Annotated in this window: 11 protein-coding genes and 1 pseudogene; 7 read left to right on the top strand and 5 right to left on the bottom strand. The window is 35.8% G+C overall.

The features are described from left to right. The first annotated feature begins 394 nt into the window (after positions 1 to 394). From CLOCL_RS05165 to CLOCL_RS05175, 3 genes are all read left to right on the top strand, one after another. Positions 395 to 3,253 (top strand): CotH kinase family protein, encoded by a 2,859-nt coding sequence (locus CLOCL_RS05165; RefSeq protein ID WP_014254355.1) that lies wholly within the window; start codon positions 395 to 397, stop codon positions 3,251 to 3,253. 64 nt (positions 3,254 to 3,317) lie between these two features. After that, entirely contained in the window at positions 3,318 to 4,103 is a 786-nt protein-coding gene (locus tag CLOCL_RS05170; protein ID WP_014254356.1) for a polyphosphate polymerase domain-containing protein, read from the top strand. After that, positions 4,055 to 4,735 (top strand): DUF4956 domain-containing protein, encoded by a 681-nt coding sequence (locus tag CLOCL_RS05175; RefSeq protein ID WP_014254357.1) that lies wholly within the window; start codon positions 4,055 to 4,057, stop codon positions 4,733 to 4,735. The genes CLOCL_RS05170 and CLOCL_RS05175 overlap by 49 nt, the downstream gene beginning before the upstream one ends. 79 nt (positions 4,736 to 4,814) lie before the next feature. Here CLOCL_RS05175 and CLOCL_RS05180 read toward each other — a convergent pair whose 3' ends face one another. Then, positions 4,815 to 5,312, bottom strand: coding sequence for a prepilin-type N-terminal cleavage/methylation domain-containing protein (locus CLOCL_RS05180; protein ID WP_014254358.1), 498 nt, complete (start codon positions 5,310 to 5,312; stop codon positions 4,815 to 4,817). A gap of 566 nt (positions 5,313 to 5,878) precedes the next feature. Here CLOCL_RS05180 and CLOCL_RS05185 point away from each other — a divergent pair. Further along, positions 5,879 to 7,094: pseudogene (locus CLOCL_RS05185) on the top strand (IS256 family transposase). Positions 7,095 to 7,425: 331 nt separating this feature from the next. On the opposite strand, the gene speD reads toward CLOCL_RS05185, so the two are convergent. Beyond that, the gene (speD, locus tag CLOCL_RS05190) at positions 7,426 to 8,262 is read right to left on the bottom strand and encodes an adenosylmethionine decarboxylase (RefSeq protein WP_014254359.1); all 837 of its coding nucleotides are present in this window, start codon (positions 8,260 to 8,262) and stop codon (positions 7,426 to 7,428) included. A 342-nt stretch (positions 8,263 to 8,604) separates the two neighbouring features. Between speD and CLOCL_RS05195 the strand changes: the two genes are divergently transcribed. The 3 genes from CLOCL_RS05195 (at position 8,605) to CLOCL_RS05205 (ending at position 11,799) form a co-directional block, all read left to right on the top strand. Further along, positions 8,605 to 9,564 (top strand): D-2-hydroxyacid dehydrogenase, encoded by a 960-nt coding sequence (locus CLOCL_RS05195; RefSeq protein WP_014254360.1) that lies wholly within the window; start codon positions 8,605 to 8,607, stop codon positions 9,562 to 9,564. A gap of 637 nt (positions 9,565 to 10,201) precedes the next feature. Beyond that, complete coding sequence (locus CLOCL_RS05200; RefSeq protein ID WP_014254361.1) at positions 10,202 to 11,071, top strand: class I SAM-dependent methyltransferase; 870 nt, start codon at positions 10,202 to 10,204, stop codon at positions 11,069 to 11,071. Next, complete coding sequence (locus CLOCL_RS05205; RefSeq protein WP_014254362.1) at positions 11,071 to 11,799, top strand: RluA family pseudouridine synthase; 729 nt, start codon at positions 11,071 to 11,073, stop codon at positions 11,797 to 11,799. Before CLOCL_RS05200 ends, CLOCL_RS05205 begins: the two co-directional genes overlap by 1 nt. A gap of 205 nt (positions 11,800 to 12,004) precedes the next feature. Here CLOCL_RS05205 and CLOCL_RS05210 read toward each other — a convergent pair whose 3' ends face one another. The 3 genes from CLOCL_RS05210 to CLOCL_RS05220 all read right to left on the bottom strand — a co-directional run bounded on the left by CLOCL_RS05210 (position 12,005) and on the right by CLOCL_RS05220 (position 19,634). Continuing rightward, complete coding sequence (locus CLOCL_RS05210; RefSeq protein ID WP_014254363.1) at positions 12,005 to 13,627, bottom strand: IS1182 family transposase; 1,623 nt, start codon at positions 13,625 to 13,627, stop codon at positions 12,005 to 12,007. Between the two features lie 147 nt (positions 13,628 to 13,774). Beyond that, positions 13,775 to 19,006, bottom strand: a complete 5,232-nt coding sequence (locus CLOCL_RS05215; protein ID WP_014254364.1) for an Ig-like domain-containing protein — start codon at positions 19,004 to 19,006, stop codon at positions 13,775 to 13,777. Between the two features lie 106 nt (positions 19,007 to 19,112). Further along, positions 19,113 to 19,634, bottom strand: coding sequence for a sigma-70 family RNA polymerase sigma factor (locus CLOCL_RS05220; protein ID WP_014254365.1), 522 nt, complete (start codon positions 19,632 to 19,634; stop codon positions 19,113 to 19,115). Between the last annotated feature and the right edge of the window lie 190 nt (positions 19,635 to 19,824).

A 19,824-nucleotide genomic window follows, 5' to 3' on the forward strand; every position in this document is an offset into this window, starting at 1 on the left:
ATTATATCACATAGAAGGGGGTTCTTGTATTTTTTTATTGCCCAAATCTATTGATTTTTCAATGTTCAGTGCACATTATTCACGTGCGAAAGTTGATTAAAATAAATTTATAATTGATCGGGTTTTCTGAGCGTTTGTAAAATAATTTAATATTATTAAGATTTATGCTACCTATTAAATCTCTTCAATATACAGCAAATCTTCAATATATAAATACGCAGCATTCAATAATTTCCATTTATATTTACTAAATATACATTAAATTGTTTTGATTATGGCTTTTAGCAGTTAATACGCCTAAACGATCAAAGCTTACATTTGTTAAGCATCAAATTGTCAATCAATAAAACAAAAATAAAAAATGCAATGGAAAAATTTAAAGGGAGGATAAGAAATGAACAAAGGTATATCGATTTTTTTTGTTGTTGTTTTGCTACTGCTTGCAATAATACCAACTGAGGCTGTTATAGTTTCTGCGCAAAACCAAGTATTATTCATCAATGAAGTGATGGCTTCAAATTCTCAAACTATCAGGGACGGAGATATAGACGATAAGAAAGAAGGCAGCAATGGAGGAGCGTATTCCGACTGGATTGAGATTTACAACTCAGGTGACCAGCCTGTTAACCTGACAGGTTATACCTTGTCTGATTCCGAGGCGACCTGGACTTTTCCAAACTGTGTTATTCAGGCAAGGGGATATTTGATTGTTTGGGCTTCTGACAAAGATAAAGTGGCAAAGAACGGCCAGTTACATACAAATTTTAAATTGAGTGCTTCAGGAGAAGAAGTTATATTAAAGGATCCTAACGGGAATGTTGTGGATTATGTTAAATTTGAAAGCCTTTCCGATGATCAGTCATATGGACGAAAGACCGATGGGAGTTCTCAATTTGTTATATTTACTAAGTCTACTCCCGGATATAGTAATGCAATGGGTTCAATACAGGTAAAAGAACCTGTCTTTTCAAAAGTAGGAGGTTTTTACACAGACGCCTTTGACTTGGAAATAACTTCCGATGACTCTGAAGTGGAAATCTATTATACTACTGATGGTTCTGATCCTGTACCGGGCAATTCGGGAACTAAGCAATACACAGGAAAAATCAGAATTGCAAGTAGGGCTGGAGAAGCTAATGTACTGTCTATGTTTAGAGACGTATCTACCGATTTTGCGAATCCTTGGAGGGCTCCAAACGGTGAGGTGTTTAAATGTACTACATTAAAAGCTGTGGCAGTAAGGAGAGACGGATCAAGGAGTAAGGTTGTGACCCACTCTTATTTTGTAGATCCGGGAATTAAAACAAGATATACTTTACCGGTAATTTCTGTTGTTACCGATTACAATAATTTATTTGACCCACAGATAGGAATTTACCATGCTTCAAATGCTGAAAAAAGCGGAGAAGAATGGGAAAGGCCAGCACATATAGAATTTTTTGAACCGGGAGGAAAACTTGGTTTTTCACAAAATATCGGATTAAGAATACATGGCGGATATACCAGAAAATTTCCACAGAAATCTTTCAGGATTTATGCTGATGGAAAATATGGGGATTTGGGCGAGTTTAAATACGAAATCTTTCCGGGGCTGACTAAGCGAGTTAACGATAAAAAAATGAAAAACTTCGAAAGATTGATACTGAGACAAGCAGGTAATGACTGGTCTTCTGCATATATGAGGGACGAAGTGCTGCAGAGCCTGTTATCTCATATAAAAACACTTGATACCCAGGCTGCAAGACCTGCAATATTATTCCTTAATGGAGAGTATTGGGGCATATATTATGTTCGCGAACGCTATGATAAAGAATACTTAAAGGAACACTACAATTTGGATGATAAAAAAGTTGCAATATTAGAACCTACCCAAACAATTAGTGTAGAGTATGGTACTCAGGAAGATGCTGATGCATATACTAACGAAGTGATTAACTATCTCAAGTCAAATTCAATTACTCAGACTAGTACCTATGAATACATAAAAACAAAAATTGACATTGATAACTATATTGTTTATAATATAGCAGAAATTTTCTTTGGCAATACAGATTGGCCGGGAAACAACGTAACAATCTGGAGATATAAAACCGATGACGGGCAGTACCATCCGGAAGCACCTTACGGTCAGGACGGCAGATGGAGGTGGATGTTAAAAGACGTAGATTTTGGTTTCGGTTTGTACAATAAACCTGTGAACCATGACACTTTAAGTTATGCAGCGGGAGATAGAGTGGAAGGTACAGGTAATCCTGAGTGGTCTACTTTCCTATTTAGAACCTTGCTACAGAACACAGAATTTAGAAATCAGTTTATAAACACTTTTGCAGACCATTTAAATACTACTTTTGTTCCGGAACGTGTGATTGAAGTTATAAATAATTTTGAGTCGATTCTTTCACCCGAAATGACAGAACATGCTAATCGTTGGACTAATATTAAAATGACTGCTTCGAATCCCGGAAATCCAGGAGGAGGAAACCCAGGATGGGGAAATCCAATAGGAGGAAATCCAGGATGGGGTGATCCAACGGGAGGAAACCCAGGATGGGGAAATCCGATAGGAGAAAACCCAGGATGGGGAAATCCAATAGGAGGAATCCCAACATGGGGTGGAGAGACAACGTGGAGTCAGAATGTTCAGGTACTTAAGGATTATGCAAGAAATCGTCCATCATATATGATCCAATTTATAAGAAACAAGTTTAGCAGCAATGGTGTTACAGGGACTGCAAATATAACGTTGAACACCGATCCTTCAAAGGGATATATCAAAATAAATACCATTGATATTAAGTCTTCAACTCCGGGGGTTAAAGATCCGAGTAGATGGACGGGTCTGTACTTTACCGGCATACCGGTGACTATAACTGCAGTACCGCAGGAAGGATATGTGTTCGACCACTGGGAAGGCATTGCAGGATATTCTGACACAGTAACCTTTACTCACACAGGAGATATAAATATAACAGCTGTTTTCAGAAAAGATACCGGTGCAACACCAACTCCTGTAGTAACACCGACTAATACTGGTTTACCTGGTAAAGGGATTATTGGAGATGCCAATTGGGATGGTGACTTTAACTCAATTGATATTGGTTTGGTTAAAATGTATCTGTTGGGAATGATAAACGAAAACGGAATAAATGTAAAAGCTTGTGATGTTAATGCAGATGGGGAAGTTAATTCAATAGATTTTGCTTTTATGAAACAAAAGATGCTTGGAATGATTGATAAATTTCCTGCAGAGTAATTGTAATTTAAGCTTAATTTAAGGTTTTCAATATAAAATTATTTTGTAGGGAGGGGGTTAGCCAGTGGCTATAGAGGTTTTTAACAGGTATGAGATTAAATATTTGCTGGATTATGACACATGTTATAAAATTCAGCAAAGGATTATCGAGTACATGGAGCTAGATGAGTATAACAAAAATCATCCGTTTTATACAATATGCAATATATATTATGACACGGAAGATAATCATCTCATACGGCATTCGTTATCAAAACCTAAATACAAAGAAAAGTTAAGACTGCGAGGATATGGTGTACCCAAGCCGGAGGATAAAGTTTACCTGGAAATAAAGAAAAAGGTTAATGGACTTGTAAATAAAAGAAGGACAAAACTGGTTTTAAGTGAAGCATATGAGTTTGCTGAAACAAGAGTTAAACCGGAGTACAAAAGCTATATGAATCGCCAAGTTTTAAACGAGATCGATTACATATTGAAATTATATAAGCCGGTACCTAAGTTGTATTTGGCTTATGATAGAAAAGCTTTCTTCGGGATAAATAACAGGGACTTAAGAGTAACCTTTGATACCAATATTCGTTCCAGGAGAGAGGATTTAAGGCTTGAAGCAGGGGATCACGGTCGAAAGCTGCTGCCTAGCGATGAGTTATGGCTTATGGAAGTTAAAGCAGAAAAGACTATTCCTGTATGGCTTTCAAGACTATTAAGTGAATTCAAAGTATTTAAAACTAGTTTTTCCAAATACGGAACAGAGTATAAAATGATGATTAGAGAAAACTTGGAAAGAGGGGGAGACAGAAAGTGGATTTATTATTCAACTCAGCAGCAAACGAATTACAGCTATCGCTGAGCAGTGCAACATTAACCATTTTAACTTCTTTCATATTAGGATTGATTATAAGTTTTACTTATATTAAAACATGTTCAAAAGGGTATTATTCCCAGAGTTTTGTACTGACTCTGATTATGATGCCTTGTGTTGTGGCTGTTATTATTCTTTTGATTGGTACCAACATTGCAAGTGCGTTCGGTCTTTCGGGAGCTTTTTCAATAATTCGTTTCAGAAGTGCACCGGGAGATCCTAAAGATATTTCCTATGTGCTATTCTGTATGGGAGCAGGTTTGGCTTGCGGTGTAGGTGTATACGCATATGCATTGTTCTTTACTGTGTGCCTTTGTGTTATTATGGTGATTTTATGCAAAACCAATTTCGGTGCAAGGAATAGTACAGATAAAATACTAAAAATAATTATACCAGAGGATTTGGATTATCAAGGTGCTTTTGATGATATATTCGAAACTTATACATATCGACATGAATTAAAGAGAGTTAAAACGACAGATCTTGGAACATTGTATGAACTTGTATATATAGTTAGTATGAAGTCGAATATGAAGGAAAAAGATTTTATAGATGAGTTGAGATGCCGAAACGGTAATTTGAATATTACATTATCAATGAATGCAGATCCAGCAGAATAATAATAAAATTCATATAAAAAAAGAGGGGCTTTTTTGCCCCCCTTTTTTTACATATAGCTGATTTTTAAATTTTTTATAGCTAGTATACATGGATATTTGCGTCTGCAGTTACAGGTGTTACATTGCAGCTTAAATTTTCCGAATAAACTTCGATTTTATATCCGATATATTTACCTCCGTTAGAGGTGTTCCAAAAAGGAGTATAATCTGAGGTTGAAGGAATGGAAGATGATTTGGGATTCAGTATCGGATATATTTCCTTTTCGCTTCCGTCTAAAGTACATATTATAGTATTCTGCAGGGCATATATCAATTCTTCGGAAGGTTTGCCGTCCATTGAGTGAACAGCACCGTCATATTTTAAGTGTTCAAGCTTATAATCACTACTTTGCATCATGTAAGAGATAACTGCTTTTTCAATTAATAATGCCTGCTGTTCGTCAGATTTCTTTCTGGAATTACTAATTACATTAGTAAACATAGTAATGGTAATTACTGCAATAACACCTAAAATTGCGATTACGATAAGCAATTCAATAAGCGAAAAACCTTTATTATTCTTAGGAAATCTTACCATATAATACTTTTCCTCCCCAAAACATAAAAAATATTTAGATTTATAAATACAAAAATATAAAAAATATTTAATTTATAAACACAGGAATAATAATTATGAAAACTGCTTGGATAAACAGTTGAATATAGATAAGAGGAGATAAGTTGGTGTAAATAGCTGAGTCGAATTTCGAAAATGCAAAGTTTTCATAAAAATATTAATTTGTTTTAACTAATAAAATTATATTTACATAATTATTTTATCACCAATAAGTTGGAAATAACAGTACAAAATAAGAAAAATGTGTATGTGGTGAAAAATATAACAAATTGATAATGATAGTTGTAAAATAGCAGTTGAATTTTAAAATAAGTTATTGAAATGGATTCTTTCTTTTGATACTTTATCAAAAATAAATAAGAAAAATACATAAATTTTTTATTAAACTATTATTTTTTATAAATAAAAGAATAAAAAGCCTTGCAGAAAAATTCAATAGAGGATGTAAAAAATCTTGTATATAAGAGATTGAATGTTCTCCTTCTTGGCAAGAATTTCTAATAAGAAAAGCTAAGGAGGAGAATTTTATGTCAACACTATCAAAAGAACATATAAAGCAATTAGTTCGGGAAAATAATTTCCAAAGCGTATCAGATGTAAATGCATATCTAAAAGACATTTTTAAAGATATTATTCAAGAACTGCTTGAGGCAGAACTTGAAGCAGAATTGGGTTATGCAAAAGATGATGTGGCAAATAAAAATACCGATAATAGCCGTAATGGTTATACACCAAAAAAATAAAAAGTGAGTTTGGTGAAATTGATATACAAGTGCCTAGAGATTGTAAAGGAGAATTTCAACCTAAAATTATCCCAAAATATCAGCGTAATGTTTCCGGAATTGAGGAAAAAGTTATAGCTCTATATGCAAGGGGAATGTCTACAAGAGATATTAGTCAGCAAATTGAAGAACTTTATGGATTCAGCCTGTCTCCGGAGATGGTTAGCAAGATTACTGACAGAATTGCTCCAGAAATAAAAGAATGGCAGCAAAGACCTCTTGAACCTATATATTCTTTTATATTTATGGACGCAATTCATTATAAGGTAAAGGATGAAGGAAGAATAACAAACCGGGCAGCTTACGTTGTTCTAGGAGTTACTATTGATGGATATAAAGATATCTTAGGGATATGGATTGGTGATAATGAATCGTCAAAATTTTGGCTTGGTGTACTGAATAACCTTAAAAATAGAGGAGTACAGGATGTTTTAATTTTTGTGTTGATGGACTTACCGGACTTAAGGAAGCCATAAATGCTGCATATCCAAAATCTGAAGTGCAGCGTTGCATAATACATCAGCTGAGAAATTCTTTTAAGTATGTGCCATACAAAGACCTAAAAGCATTTAGTAATGATTTCAAAGAAGTATATCATGCTATTAATGAAGAAATAGCATTAGAAAAACTTTATGAACTTAAAGAAAAGTGGGGAAAGGAATATCCTTTTGCAATACGTAGTTGGGAAAATAACTGGGATGTTATAAGTCCATTTTTCAAATTTCCAGAAGAAATACGAAAAATAATTTATACTACAAATATAATTGAAGGACTACATCGTCAGTTTCGTAAGGTCACAAAAACAAAAACAATATTTCCAACAGACAGTTCACTAGAAAAGATTTTATATTTAGCATCAATGAATGTAGTAAAAAAATGGACACAACGTTACAAAAACTGGGATAGAGTACTTAGCCAATTGGTAATCCAATATCCAGGTAGGCTGGAAGAGTATATTTAAAAGCATTCACCCCCACCGCCCTCAAGGGCTCATCCTCATCGCCGGATGGGCTAGACCTCACAAAATTAAAAATATAGGTTTAAAAGGCTAATACTGACCATTATAAATGATTATTGCCAGATTTAATCAAGTTTATGTATAAAACTTAATAAATCCGGCAATAATATACAATGGAAAGGCAATAAAAAACAATATTCTGTAAACCTTGTCAACTAAAATTTACTTGCTAAAGAAGGATTACATAAATTATGATACACAAAATTACTTACATTCCCATTCAATACAAGGCTTAAAATTATCAAAATATAGTGAAAATTGAATAATGATTTATTTAAACTTTAGGTATATTTCTTCCATAAAAGATTTCGGTCATTTCTTTTTTTAATTTCTGTTTGATTTTTCTCCTTTCACTTGGATGTAAATCCTTCTTTGATACACCGAACAAGTAATTGTCCAAATCCAAATTTTTGATTAGCATTTTGGTATGGAATATATTCTCCTGGTACACGTTAACATCCACAATGTGGTATTGATCTTTTGTATCGGTGTCAATATAGTTTTGTATGGAATTTATCTTATGGTCAATAAACAGTTTTTTGCCTTCTACATCACGGGTAAAGCCTCTAACTCTGTAATCTATGGTTATAATATCCGACTCAAAACTGTGTATGAGATAATTGAGAGCTTTCAGTGGTGATATACGGCCACATGTAGATACATCAATATCAGCTCTAAAAGTGCTTATACCGTCATCAGGATGACTTTCAGGATAAGTATGCACTGTTATGTGACTCTTATCTAGATGCGCAAGTACAGTCTCAGGAACAGGACCTGGAGATTCTACTTGGTTTGGGTCATCACTATGGCTTTGCTCTTGGTTATGAGGGTTATTAATTTCCTCTTCGCAAATGAGCATGGTAACACTAGCACCCTGTGGTTCGTAATCCTGACTTGAAATATTCAAAATATTGGCACCGATAATATTTGAAACATTTGTGAGTATTTTAGTCAATCTTTCGGCATTATACTGCTCATCAATATATTCAATATAGCCTTTTCTGTCCTCAGGGGTTTTGGCATAACAAATATCGTAAATATTAAAGCTTAAAGTTTTGGTTAAATTATTGAAACCATAAAGTTTTAACTTTTTTAAAGATTTAATTTCCATAATGATTCCCTCATTCCTATAATGATAGTCCATGATAATTATAAGTTCATAATAGTATTTTGTAAATGGTTCGTAAGAAATATATATAATTCCGTAAAAAATATAAATGCGTCAGAAAGCATAATAAAATATATATATATTAAATATAATTTTCGCTAAGTTTAAAAAACACTGAACAATAAAAAAGTGATATAATTATATATCAAAAGACAGCGCAACAACTTAAATTTTTGTTGTTCAACACAATAAATGCTTCGGGATTTTTGCGGCTTGAGAACATTAAACTTATTAAATTTTGCATGATAATTTGAAATGAGACTTTGCCGAAGGAGGAACAGCATAGTGGCTAAAATATGTATTTTGGATGCTAAAACCCTTGGAAACGATGCAGATTTGTCAGGGTTGTCGAAATTGGGAGAAGTGACAGTATATGATATTACAAAGCCTGATGAGGTTGCGGATAGAATTAGGGAACAGGAAATAGTCATAACAAATAAAGTGGTTCTCAATGAAAGTAATATGAAAGATGCTTCAAATTTAAAGCTTATTTGTGTTGCTGCAACGGGAACAAATAATATTGATTTGGAATATGCAAAGACAAGATCTATAGCAGTTTCAAATGTGGCAGGATATTCTACCAGTAGTGTATTGCAGCATACTTTTGCCATGTTGTTTTATCTTATGGAAGATCTCAGGTATTATGATGAATATGTAAAATCAATGAGTTATTCAAAGAGTGATATATTTACTCATCTTGACAAACCTTTCGAAGAACTTGGCGGCAAAACATGGGGGATTATTGGGCTTGGAGCCATAGGAAGTTCAGTGGCATCTCTGGCAAAAACATTCGGATGCAGGGTTGTTTATTATTCAACTACAGGGAAAAATAATAATTTACAATATGAGAGGGTTGAGTTGGACGAGCTGCTTAAGCAATCGGATATAGTGTCCATACACGCACCGCTGAACGATAAAACCAGAAATCTTATAGATTATAAGAGACTTCAGACAATGAAGAAAAGCGCCATTCTTTTGAACTTAGGTAGAGGCGGAATAGTTAATGAATTAGATCTTGCAAAGGCTTTGGATGATGATTGGATAAGAGGGGCAGCTCTCGATGTCCTTGAAATCGAACCCGTTAATCCGGATAATCCTCTATTGAATCTGAAAAATCCGGATAAATTGCTTATTACACCTCATATAGCCTGGGCAAGTGTTCAGGCCAGAAAAAGGCTTATCAATGAGCTGGAACTGAATATTAAGGCTTTTCTGAACAATGAATACAGAAATAGAGTGAATTGAAGGATAGAGTAAAAAATTGATGGAGCATCATGTATAAGACGCTCCATCAATTTTTTTACAATAAGCTTAAGTGGAAATGATGCTTTCCGCTTCTGCAATTTCTACGAAAGATAAAATAAGTCAGGGTAGAGCGGAGATTAATTACTAATTTTAAGTAGAAGCGGTGATTTTTTAACATTACCACTGCTTTAGACATAGTAATGTTAAAAAGGACTTTACTTTTCATCTAGCAGCTTTGATAATTTGGGCTGTTGGCAATGTTATTCCCTATAACCGCTGCCGTTGAAGAACAACAAAAGAAATACCAGGATGAAGAAGAGTATTTCACAGTTGTCTCCAAAGATACCCTTATTGCATGACATTAAACATCAACTCCTTTTCTTTGATACTACATACTATTCAATATTGTTGGAGTTTGTTACAAAAAAAGAGTACTAAGTGATGGAATTATGAATTTTACATATTATGTAAAAGGAGTATAAGATTAATGCGGTAATCTTTAAAAAACAGCTTTTTGTGATATAATATTGCAAGTGTTATATTTGCGCTTTGAATAAAGTTTTACCTTACCACAGTTAATTTTATGGATTAAGGGATAAGACAAGTTTGCACGTGAAGAATGGAGGTTTTTTATATAATGTTGCTTGCTGACGGCTGGAAGGATTATGAATTGATAGATACCGGAAATGGCGAAAAACTTGAGAGGTGGGGGAAATACATATTAAGAAGGCCCGATCCTCAAATAATTTGGCCTGTAAACGGTAACAGCAAATTATGGACTAAAGCTGATGCCCATTACCACAGAAGTTCAAGCGGGGGAGGAAAGTGGGAATTTAAAAGAAAACTTCCGGAAAGATGGCAGATATCTTATAAAGGAATGTCCTTTCATATTGAGCCTACAGGTTTCAAACATACCGGTCTTTTTCCTGAACAGGCCGTTAACTGGGATTGGATAATAGACAAAATACGTTCTGCCAAAAGGCCTATAAAGGTACTAAACCTTTTTGCATATACTGGAGGGGCAACAGTTGCCGCTGCGTTTGCGGGTGCCTCGGTATGTCATGTGGATGCTGCAAAAGGTATGGTACAATGGGCAAAAGAGAACATTAGTCTCTCCGGGCTTGCGGACAGACCAGTCCGATTCATCGTAGATGATGTAATTAAGTTTGTTCAAAGGGAAAAGAGAAGAGGAAACCTCTATGATGCTGTAATAATGGACCCTCCGTCTTATGGTCGGGGACCTAAGGGAGAAGTTTGGAAAATTGAGAATGAGTTGTATCCTTTGGTTGAGCTGTGCATGGATGTGTTGTCAAAAGAACCCCTCTTCTTTCTTATAAATTCCTATACTACCGGATTTTCACCGATAGTGGTGGAAAATATACTAAAGATGACATTAGGAAAGAAACATAAAGGGGTTATTTCCTCGGGCGAAGTTGGAATTCCGGTATCTTCAACGGGGTTGGTTCTTCCTTGTGGTATTTTTGGCCGTTGGGAGGCAAAAAGTTGATGAGCCTCCATAAAAGTATTAAAATTAATATTTTGTACGAAGACAATCATTTGCTGGTGGTGGAAAAACCCGTTAATGTTCCTGTCCAGAAGGACAGCAGCAATGATATTGATATGCTTACACTTCTAAAAGAGGATTTGAAGGTTAGGTATAACAAGCCGGGCAATGTTTATTTGGGACTTGTTCATCGTTTGGACAGGCCTGTTGGCGGTGTAATGGTTTTTGCCAAGACTTCAAAAGCAGCATCAAGATTATCAGACCAGGTGCGTACGAGAGGACTTGGCAAAACTTATGTCGCAGTGGTTCACGGTAAGTTGGACAGCAGGAAAGGAAGGCTTGAGAATTATCTTTTAAAGGACGAAAAAGCCAATAGGGTAAGTATTGTATCACCTGAGGTAAAGGGTGCCAAACAGGCAATCTTGGACTTCTATGTTATAGGGGAGGCTAAGGGCTTTACCCTGGTCAAGATTGATTTGCATACGGGTCGTTCCCATCAAATAAGAGTACAATTTTCTCATATCGGCCATCCTTTGTATGGAGATCAGCGTTACGGAAACAAGGTTAATAAGGTAGGTCAGCAAATAGCACTATGGTCTTATGGAATAGGATTTAAGCACCCTACTACGGGGGAGGAACTGGAATTTCTGTGTAAACCGCCTGATTTAGAGCCTTGGAACTGGTTTGGAGAAGTTTCGGATAAAATAAGTAACACTGGTTGCATTACATGACCTTCAAAAATATTAGATATCTGCTTGATAATTTTATGGGGCTGTTGCATTACAGATTAGTAATCGTAATGCAATAGCCCCTTTTTATTTAAAATTAATATATTTTATCCTTAAAACGTTGTCTTTTATTTGTTGATCCTGAAAAAAGGGTATACTAAATAAACGACACACACTTCGCTAATTATACAATAAATATTTTTTATGTTTATGCTGTCTTTATTGGATGTAAATACGTGGCACATCGTTGTGATTGAATTTTGTTATGCAGTTTGTTTACATTATGTGCTAAAGCAAGAAGAATGCATTCTGCTAAGATGTTCTTTTTGCCTCTACACAAGAAACGTCTGAATCCCATATCTTGTTTTATTTCTCCAATAACCCCTTCGACCTGAATACTCCGATTTATTCTGAGTTCGATTCCTTCTTCACTGAGGATTCTTTCTAAGGCTTCCTCACGTTTTTGCTGGAATAATTTAGATACCTCAAGACGTTTAGTCCGTTCTTCCAGCGGTTTTTTGCTGTTTCCCTTAATGCATTTTGATTTGAAAGTACATTCACTACAATCTTCACATGTGTAGCAGGTTTTCTTACTTATATATCCTGTTTTGCTTTTACTGAACTTTATTCCTGTTACTACAAGCCTTTTTCCGTTACTACATATGTAAATATCCTTTTCTTTGTCATATATCATATTTTCCTTTATGCTAATATCTGCTTTATACTTACGTGTCCTACTAATTTCATAATTGGATGGTTTAATAAAGGCACGTTGGTTGTTTTCATCAAGATAAACGTAATTTTCCTCACTTTCATACCCTGAATCAGCAACTATATTTTTGTAAGTATACCTCAAATGACTTTTGATACTGTTTAAGAATGGTATTAGAGTGGTTGTATCTGTAGGCTGAGGACCAGCACTTATCCATACTATGTATTCAGCATCTACTCCAAACTGAATATTGTAACCAGGTTTTAATTGCCCATTCTTCATAGCATCTTCTTTCATTCTCATGAAGGTTGCATCAGGGTCTGTTTTTGAAAAACTATTTCTTTCTCCCATGGTATGTAAATGCTTATTATATTTCTTAAGTCTTGATATGTATTCATCCAGCTGTTCCAATGTTTTTTGGAGAGGAGATTTTCTTTTTCCTATTCCATAGACAAATTCGATATTTTCATCCTTTTTTATTTTGCATAGTTTACGCCTAAGCTTTTTTAGATGATACATTTTGATTTTATCTCCATATACAATTTTAAATCCGTAATCTTCTTCTGCTTTCTTAAAAAATGCAGGAATCTTATCCATAAGTTTTCGCTGATTTTTAGTAACAGAACCTTTCCAGACAAAAGTATATTTGTTTGAAGAAGCTTCAATTTTTGTCCCATCAACAAAAAGATTCTTCATTGAAAGTTCTCCACATTCAGCAAGTATTTCAGTAAATTGTGCCATAAGATTTTCTGAAACAGGTGCAAAATGAAGGCTCCGAAATCTCGCTATTGTTGTATAATCTGGAGCAGGAGACCCTTCAAGAAGGTACATAAAGTTGATATCTCTCTTACAAGCACTTTCAATTTTTCGAGTAGTATAACAATTATTCATATATCCGTAGAGCATGACCTTCAGCATCTGTGTTGGGGTTGCTTGTTTTTTCCTTATACGGGAATAGGTCTTATATAATTCTGTTAAATCCATCTCCTCCACTATCTGACCCAGCAACCTGACAGAATCATCATTAGGTATCATGTACTCAATATTTAACGGTAATTTTAATTGATAGAAATCACCGCGAATGGTATAATCTTTATGTGTTAAATTATTTAGTGGCATAAATACATTTTACACCAAATTCCGGACTTTTCGAAGTCCGGAATTTGCTTTTTAGACACAAAAGGACTGTTACACTAATTTTCTTAGTGCAACAGCCCCATGACTATTAAGATTTCATATATAATACTTGAGTTTTGCTTTTGTAAACTATTTTATTTCAATGGTGTATGTTTCACTCATGTTCATACTTTCCTTTGAAGATACACTTTGTATAATCGTACTTTCTGCTTTGTAAGTCCCTGGACTTATAACTCTGGCATAATAGGTAAGAGTTTTGTCCTTCTGTTCCTTATTCACGTAGAAGGTTACCTTTTGTCCGTCGGACTCCATATAACTTATTTCATTGATATTTATATCCACACCCATACTTATGGGGTTGTCAATCGGTCTCAATCCCGAAGGCAGATAGTCCGTTATCTGATAAGTTCCGTCAAGAGCTTTTGTATCTGCATTCCACGTAATAGTTACCTTTACAATATCCGACTGGCTGAAGTGGGTAGTTGCTCCATTTCCCTTTGTATTGCAATAGGATTTATTGACAGTCAAATTCGCATAGGTTTTTACTGTGGAAGTAAGGGACTTCTTGAAAATGGATACCACGGAAATTTCACCCATTACACTGTCTATTGCAAGATTTTTTACATTCTCCGATGGAACGGTCAAAGTGAATATTCTACCGTTATCCAAAGACTCCGTATACTGCTTGCCGTTTAAAGTGTAGCTGAAAGATACCGGGCCGCTGTTTGCTTTTTTTATTTCCTCTTCAATGTACATAATCTTTTCAATATATGTGGTTATATGTTTTGAACTGTGTTCAACACAGTACTTGTAAAAACTTGATTTATGGGGTTTGTCAAGCTTAGATGACAATACTGCGGCCAGTGCGGTACATTCTAAGATATCATCATTGTCCTTTCCGGTGTTTATTCTGTAGTAAGGTTTGAATCCCTTAATATGCGGAGCGATTCTTTCTACAAATATTCTGTCAGCCTTGGGTAATTCACCAAGTTCGCAGTAGGCAAGGGCAATGTACAGCAGATCTTTAACAGAAGCATTCTCAACTTCGGCTGCTTTGTCGAGATCCAGAAGTACCGGTTCCTTTAATACAGCAAGACCATATAGGGCATTTCCCTTAAGTCCCGGTGAATCGTCGTACAGTTTGGTGTAAAAATATTCTCTCAATTTGAAGACATTGACCTTGTCTTTTAACAGCGATGAAAGCTTTGCACTTATATCTAAGTCACTGTTACTGTAAGGGAGTATGGCTAATCCGCCGTCTTCCCTCTGATAGTCGGAGGCATTGAACTGTGCGGAATTTTCTATATCGGATAGATCAAAGTATTTGTTTATCAATTCTGATGCTTTTTGTACAGTGAATTTTTGGTCTATCCTGTTGCCGGATGTATACATAAGGTTATATAGTTCGCTTAAGTACATACCTTTGCCTTTATCGGCGAATATAAGTTTGGTGATGCCTTTATTTCCTCCTTTAACCTTAAGCCCGGGTTTAAGGTCATAGTATAAAGCTTCTTCAATTTCGTGATAGGTTTTTACAACATCAAAGGAGTGTTTCAACGAGTCTTTAAGTCCATTGGATGTTGAAGCACTTATAATGATTTCTTTCTTACCCTCTGAAAGCTCAGGTAGAGAAATATTGACCCTTTCAAAAGCTTTGCCGTCACCTTTGGCTATAAGCTTCTTATTTTGTGCGTCATAGACTTCAAAGAATACCTTTTCATCCTTGTTTAGGTCATTGCCGTATGCTGTAACACCTAAAACCGGTTTGTCCCCTGCCAGGTAGGTGGAGTTTAGGGTATAGTTTATGAAGAAGGGCAGGGTAACATCCAAGCTTACGGTATTGCTTCCTGCAAGTAGGTCGGTTGTAACACCGGAAAGGGTTACTCTCCATTGGGTTATGTTGTCGGGTATTTTGAAGGTCAGTTCACCGTACCCCTCGTCGTTTAGCGTTATGGTATTGAAGTATGCCGTATCTTTAAAGTCGCTTCTGGTTTCTGCCGATTCTAAGTCATAAGAAGCAAATATGGGTTCATTGAACCGAATTACCAAGTTCTTTTCTGTTTTAAACTTTGCACTGCCTCCACCGGCCCTGTCTGAAAATCTTACTTTCACAACACCGTTTTCGACAAAATCGGAATTTATATGGGACTTATAGCTGTAGTCAATTCCCGAAGGCACAATGGAGTATAATGTATGAAGAGTTTCTATATACTGCTCGTTCAGCTTGAACATTGCTTCATCCACAACACTTATGTTTACAAACGCTTTTGTAGGTTTTCCGGACTTGTCTTTTGCACTTATCTTAACGGTAACTTCATCACCGGGTCTATAGGAAGTTTTGTCCAATTCGGCTTCAATTGCAAGGCTCTTTTCCTCAGGATCGAGAACCGCATTATACTCCTCCGACTGCACATAGGTCAACCCGTTAAAATATACACCCGTCACACAGACATTGGGCAGATATTTGTCTTCCAAAACAAAGCTGTAATTAGGGCTGTTTGATACTTCAAAATCCATTATACCGTTCTGTGACTTTATGAAGAGATAATTTCCGTCCGGCAGTATATCTTTGCCTTTTTTGAAGGTGAGGTCAACTTTTTCATTCAGTTTATATCTTTCTTTACCGCCGTCGAGATAATAACTGTCATATTCGTAGAAGTATTGGTCCGAATAATCCCCAAAATTGCAGCTGAATCTCATATTCCTGCCGGAATTGTCGGTGCATGTAAATTCGGCAGTATAGAATCCATCCTTGAGGGAAGGGGCATCAAAGGAAGCGGTGGCTTTTCCGTTAGCATCAGTGGTCATGGTTATTCGAGTGAAAACTTCCTTTTTTTCCTCATAACGGTATCTTTTTTGTGTAATTTTATTTATATAGTCATAGTACTCTCCATCTTCAATTTTCAGCCATGTATGTTTGTATACGGTTCCCGTAAGGGTTTTGCCGCCTACAGGGTCACCCAGGTAATCGTTACTGTCTTTGGCAGTTCCATTGTTTATTCTGTCTAAAACAATTTTGTTTACATTGGCTGTTACAACACCTTTTTGATTTTTTAATTCCGATTCCAGTTTGACATCGATGTCGTTTACAAAAACCCGCACATCGGTACTGCCTGAAATCTCCCCAATTTCGGGTTTGGCAGCATGGGCACGGATATTGATATATTGTTCACCCTGGACGTTTTGGCCAGGCTCAGGAACATATTTTACAACAACACTTCCTGAGGAATCGGTGGTAACAGTCTTTTCGATATATCCGGCATCGCTGATGTAGTTATCAATACTGTACATTATTTCCAGATCTGGAACTGCCGTTCCTTCAAAGAAGGAACCCTTGATAGTGAAATTTACTTCCTTACCGGGGAAAACAGCTTCCTTGTCCTTTGATATATTTAACTCAAAGGCCGGTTTTGTGTAGTTTTGTATTTGAATATATGAACTTGCAACTATTTCTTCCCCTTTTTTTACTGTCAATTGATATCCCCCAGGGTCTAAATTGGGGAGTCGGAAACTTCCGCTGAAAATTCCGTCTTTGGCAGATATTTCATGACTTACAAGGGGAGACACATTAGCGGGATAGTAACCGATTATACCTTTTCCCTCAAGCCTGTAGTCGTAATATCGCTGAATATAGCTATAACCTTCATCAACTTCAATAACCAACGAATCTATTTTCTCACTGGAATATCTGTTTTTTATCATGCCCCAAAAATTTACAGTGTCATCGGGTTTGTATAGACTTCTGTCCAGCTGTATGAAGTGCCAATACATATTGGCGTTTTCTTCGGCATATATGTTGTAGGATTTTGAAGGAACTAAAAGTACAGAATGTTTATTGTCTTGCGTTTCAATTTTGTAGTATATGTTGTCTTTCTCATTATTGCCAATAGGAGTGTCGAAATAAGCTATTCCTTCTTTGTCTGTATTATAGACGATATTAGTGCCTACAACGGATATCTTTGCATTGTTTATGGAAGCTTTGCTGTCTAAGTCATGCAACCACATAAGGGTTTTTTTGCTGCTCTTTGTAATATACATGCCGATGTCCGTTACCTGGATAAAGGTTTGGAAATTCGATTCCTTCCACTTGCTGTCCGCAATATAGAATCCTTGAGGCAGCGGATCGGGAAGCTTAACGTGCAGTGGGCCGGAGTTTAAGTCTATTTCCTGCTCGAACTCGATAATCTTTTCAAGGCCCTCCACCGAAACAGGAGTTTTGGAATAGCTTCTATAGGCCCATGACATTTCTTCGGCAGCAAACTTGTTTTCTAAAGCTTGAATAAACGAATCAACGTCCTTATAGGCGTAAATAGTTGTCTTAACATTTACAGGCTCCTTTATCTTTTTAGGACTGTAGTATTCAATAGAGAGAGTGGGATTTTCTTTCGGAGTATATTCGAAAACAGTCCGGTCGTAGTATATGAACATAGGGTCTTCTTTATTTGAGGTCGAAGTGGTTTCAAATTGAAATTCGAAATCGTCAGCTAAAGTATAGTCGGTTCCATTTAGTTTAAGACCTTTCTTTATTTTAACTGTATATACGGTACCTTCTTTAAGGCCCTTAGGTACAAATACCACTGCTTTCTTATGCCTTTCAAAACGTCCTTCCACTTTTGGAGAAATCTCGAAATACTTATCCACGTTTTCAAACTCTTCATGGCTGAAATAAATCTCTATGCCGGAGTTGACCGGTACATCGGTTGTTTTATTGCCGGGGAAGGAGCCTAAAATTTTAAAGGTTGCACTGGTTTGAAAAGTCCAGGTTATATCGCTTCTGTCCGAAGACTTGATGCGAAAAGTGTAAAGACGGTTTTCCTCAAACTTCTTTGAGGGTTTGATTTTAAAGGAATTCTTACCGTTCTCGGATATAATGGGATTAGGTTCACCATCGATGGACAAGTTTTCCTCAAGATAGGAAAGCGTAATGTCCTTTTTGGAATCAAGCACAAACTCACTGTCCGGCTTAACACCTGTAGAATCGTAACTCAATGGAGTAAGGGTAAAGCCATCCCTGTAATCTCCGGCACTGACCTTTTGAGTGAAGATGGTATTCGGTATTAAAATTGCTCCTAAAAGAAGAGCAAAAACACAAGCTATTGCTATGGCAGCCTTCTTGATTGAAAAATAATGCTTTTTGCCTTTATTGCGCTTTGGAGCCAGTGACAAATTGCGTAACTCTTGCGGCATTTCAATTTTGTCATAGGCTTTTTTGATTAGGTTTATGGTATTTTTTATTTGTGTATACTCATTAAAACAGTCGGAACATTCGGCAAGGTGCTTTTCAATCTCTTTAGCTTCCTTTTCTCCGAGTTCATTTTGTATGTAAGCTTCAAGATTGTCTATTATATCTTGGCAGTTCATGCATATACCTCCTTTTCAAATAAGGTGATTTTCTTAAAAAAGAATCTGGGGTTCAAATAGGGGATTTACATTATATAATGTTCTTGAAACGGGTTGTCCGTCTTATTTAGTAATTATTTTTGTTTTGGTCCAATAGTTGTTCCCTCAGCAATTTATGCGCCCGATTCAGTCTCGACTTGACTGTACCTACAGGTATATCCAGTATCACTGCTATGTCATCAAACTTTAAATCGTGGTTATACCTGAGGTCAATGACTTCCTTGTATATCTCGTCGAGTTTGCCGGTTAGATTCTGAATATCAATGGATTCTACCGATTTGTTCTCTTGCCGATGTTCCGGGTTATAAAAGGAATCATCAAGGGGAACAACTTTTCGGTTATATTGTTGAATGTTATAACATTCATTAATTAGGATCCTAATTAGCCATGTTTTAAAAAAACAGGTTTGCCGTAAATTTTTTATGTTTGAAAAAGCTTTATATAGTGCTTCCTGTACGGCATCTAATGCATCATGTTCATTTCCAAGCTTAATTAGTGCAGTTCTATATAATTGAAGCTTCATGGTATCTACCAGGACCATGAAAGCATTTTTATCACCGGCTTTGGCTTTTTCAACAAGTTCGGTCAAATTAGCGGTCACCACCTTTATATTTCTAAAACTTTGCAAATCATGTTTAAATTTTTTTGATTTCTGTTATTAGACTAATGAACTTTAAAAAAAGTTCGATATATATATGTAAAATAAAAATATTTTTATATTTTGGGAATATTTATTATAATGACGTTAAACAGCCAGTAAAAATTCAGGCTGTTAAAAT

It is taken from the genome of Acetivibrio clariflavus DSM 19732 (assembly GCF_000237085.1).
Lineage (GTDB): Bacteria > Bacillota > Clostridia > Acetivibrionales > Acetivibrionaceae > Acetivibrio > Acetivibrio clariflavus.

Excerpts from the sequence above, each read along its gene's own strand:
- CLOCL_RS05165 (WP_014254355.1), top strand. The coding sequence starts at position 395 with ATGAACAAAGGTATATCGATTTTTTTTGTTGTTGTTTTGCTACTGCTT.
- speD (WP_014254359.1), bottom strand. The coding sequence starts at position 8,262 with ATGGAAATTAAATCTTTAAAAAAGTTAAAACTTTATGGTTTCAATAAT.
- CLOCL_RS05215 (WP_014254364.1), bottom strand. The coding sequence starts at position 19,006 with ATGAACTGCCAAGATATAATAGACAATCTTGAAGCTTACATACAAAAT.
- CLOCL_RS05205 (WP_014254362.1), top strand. The coding sequence starts at position 11,071 with ATGAGCCTCCATAAAAGTATTAAAATTAATATTTTGTACGAAGACAAT.
- CLOCL_RS05200 (WP_014254361.1), top strand. The coding sequence starts at position 10,202 with ATGTTGCTTGCTGACGGCTGGAAGGATTATGAATTGATAGATACCGGA.
- CLOCL_RS05180 (WP_014254358.1), bottom strand. The coding sequence starts at position 5,312 with ATGGTAAGATTTCCTAAGAATAATAAAGGTTTTTCGCTTATTGAATTG.
- CLOCL_RS05210 (WP_014254363.1), bottom strand. The coding sequence starts at position 13,627 with ATGCCACTAAATAATTTAACACATAAAGATTATACCATTCGCGGTGAT.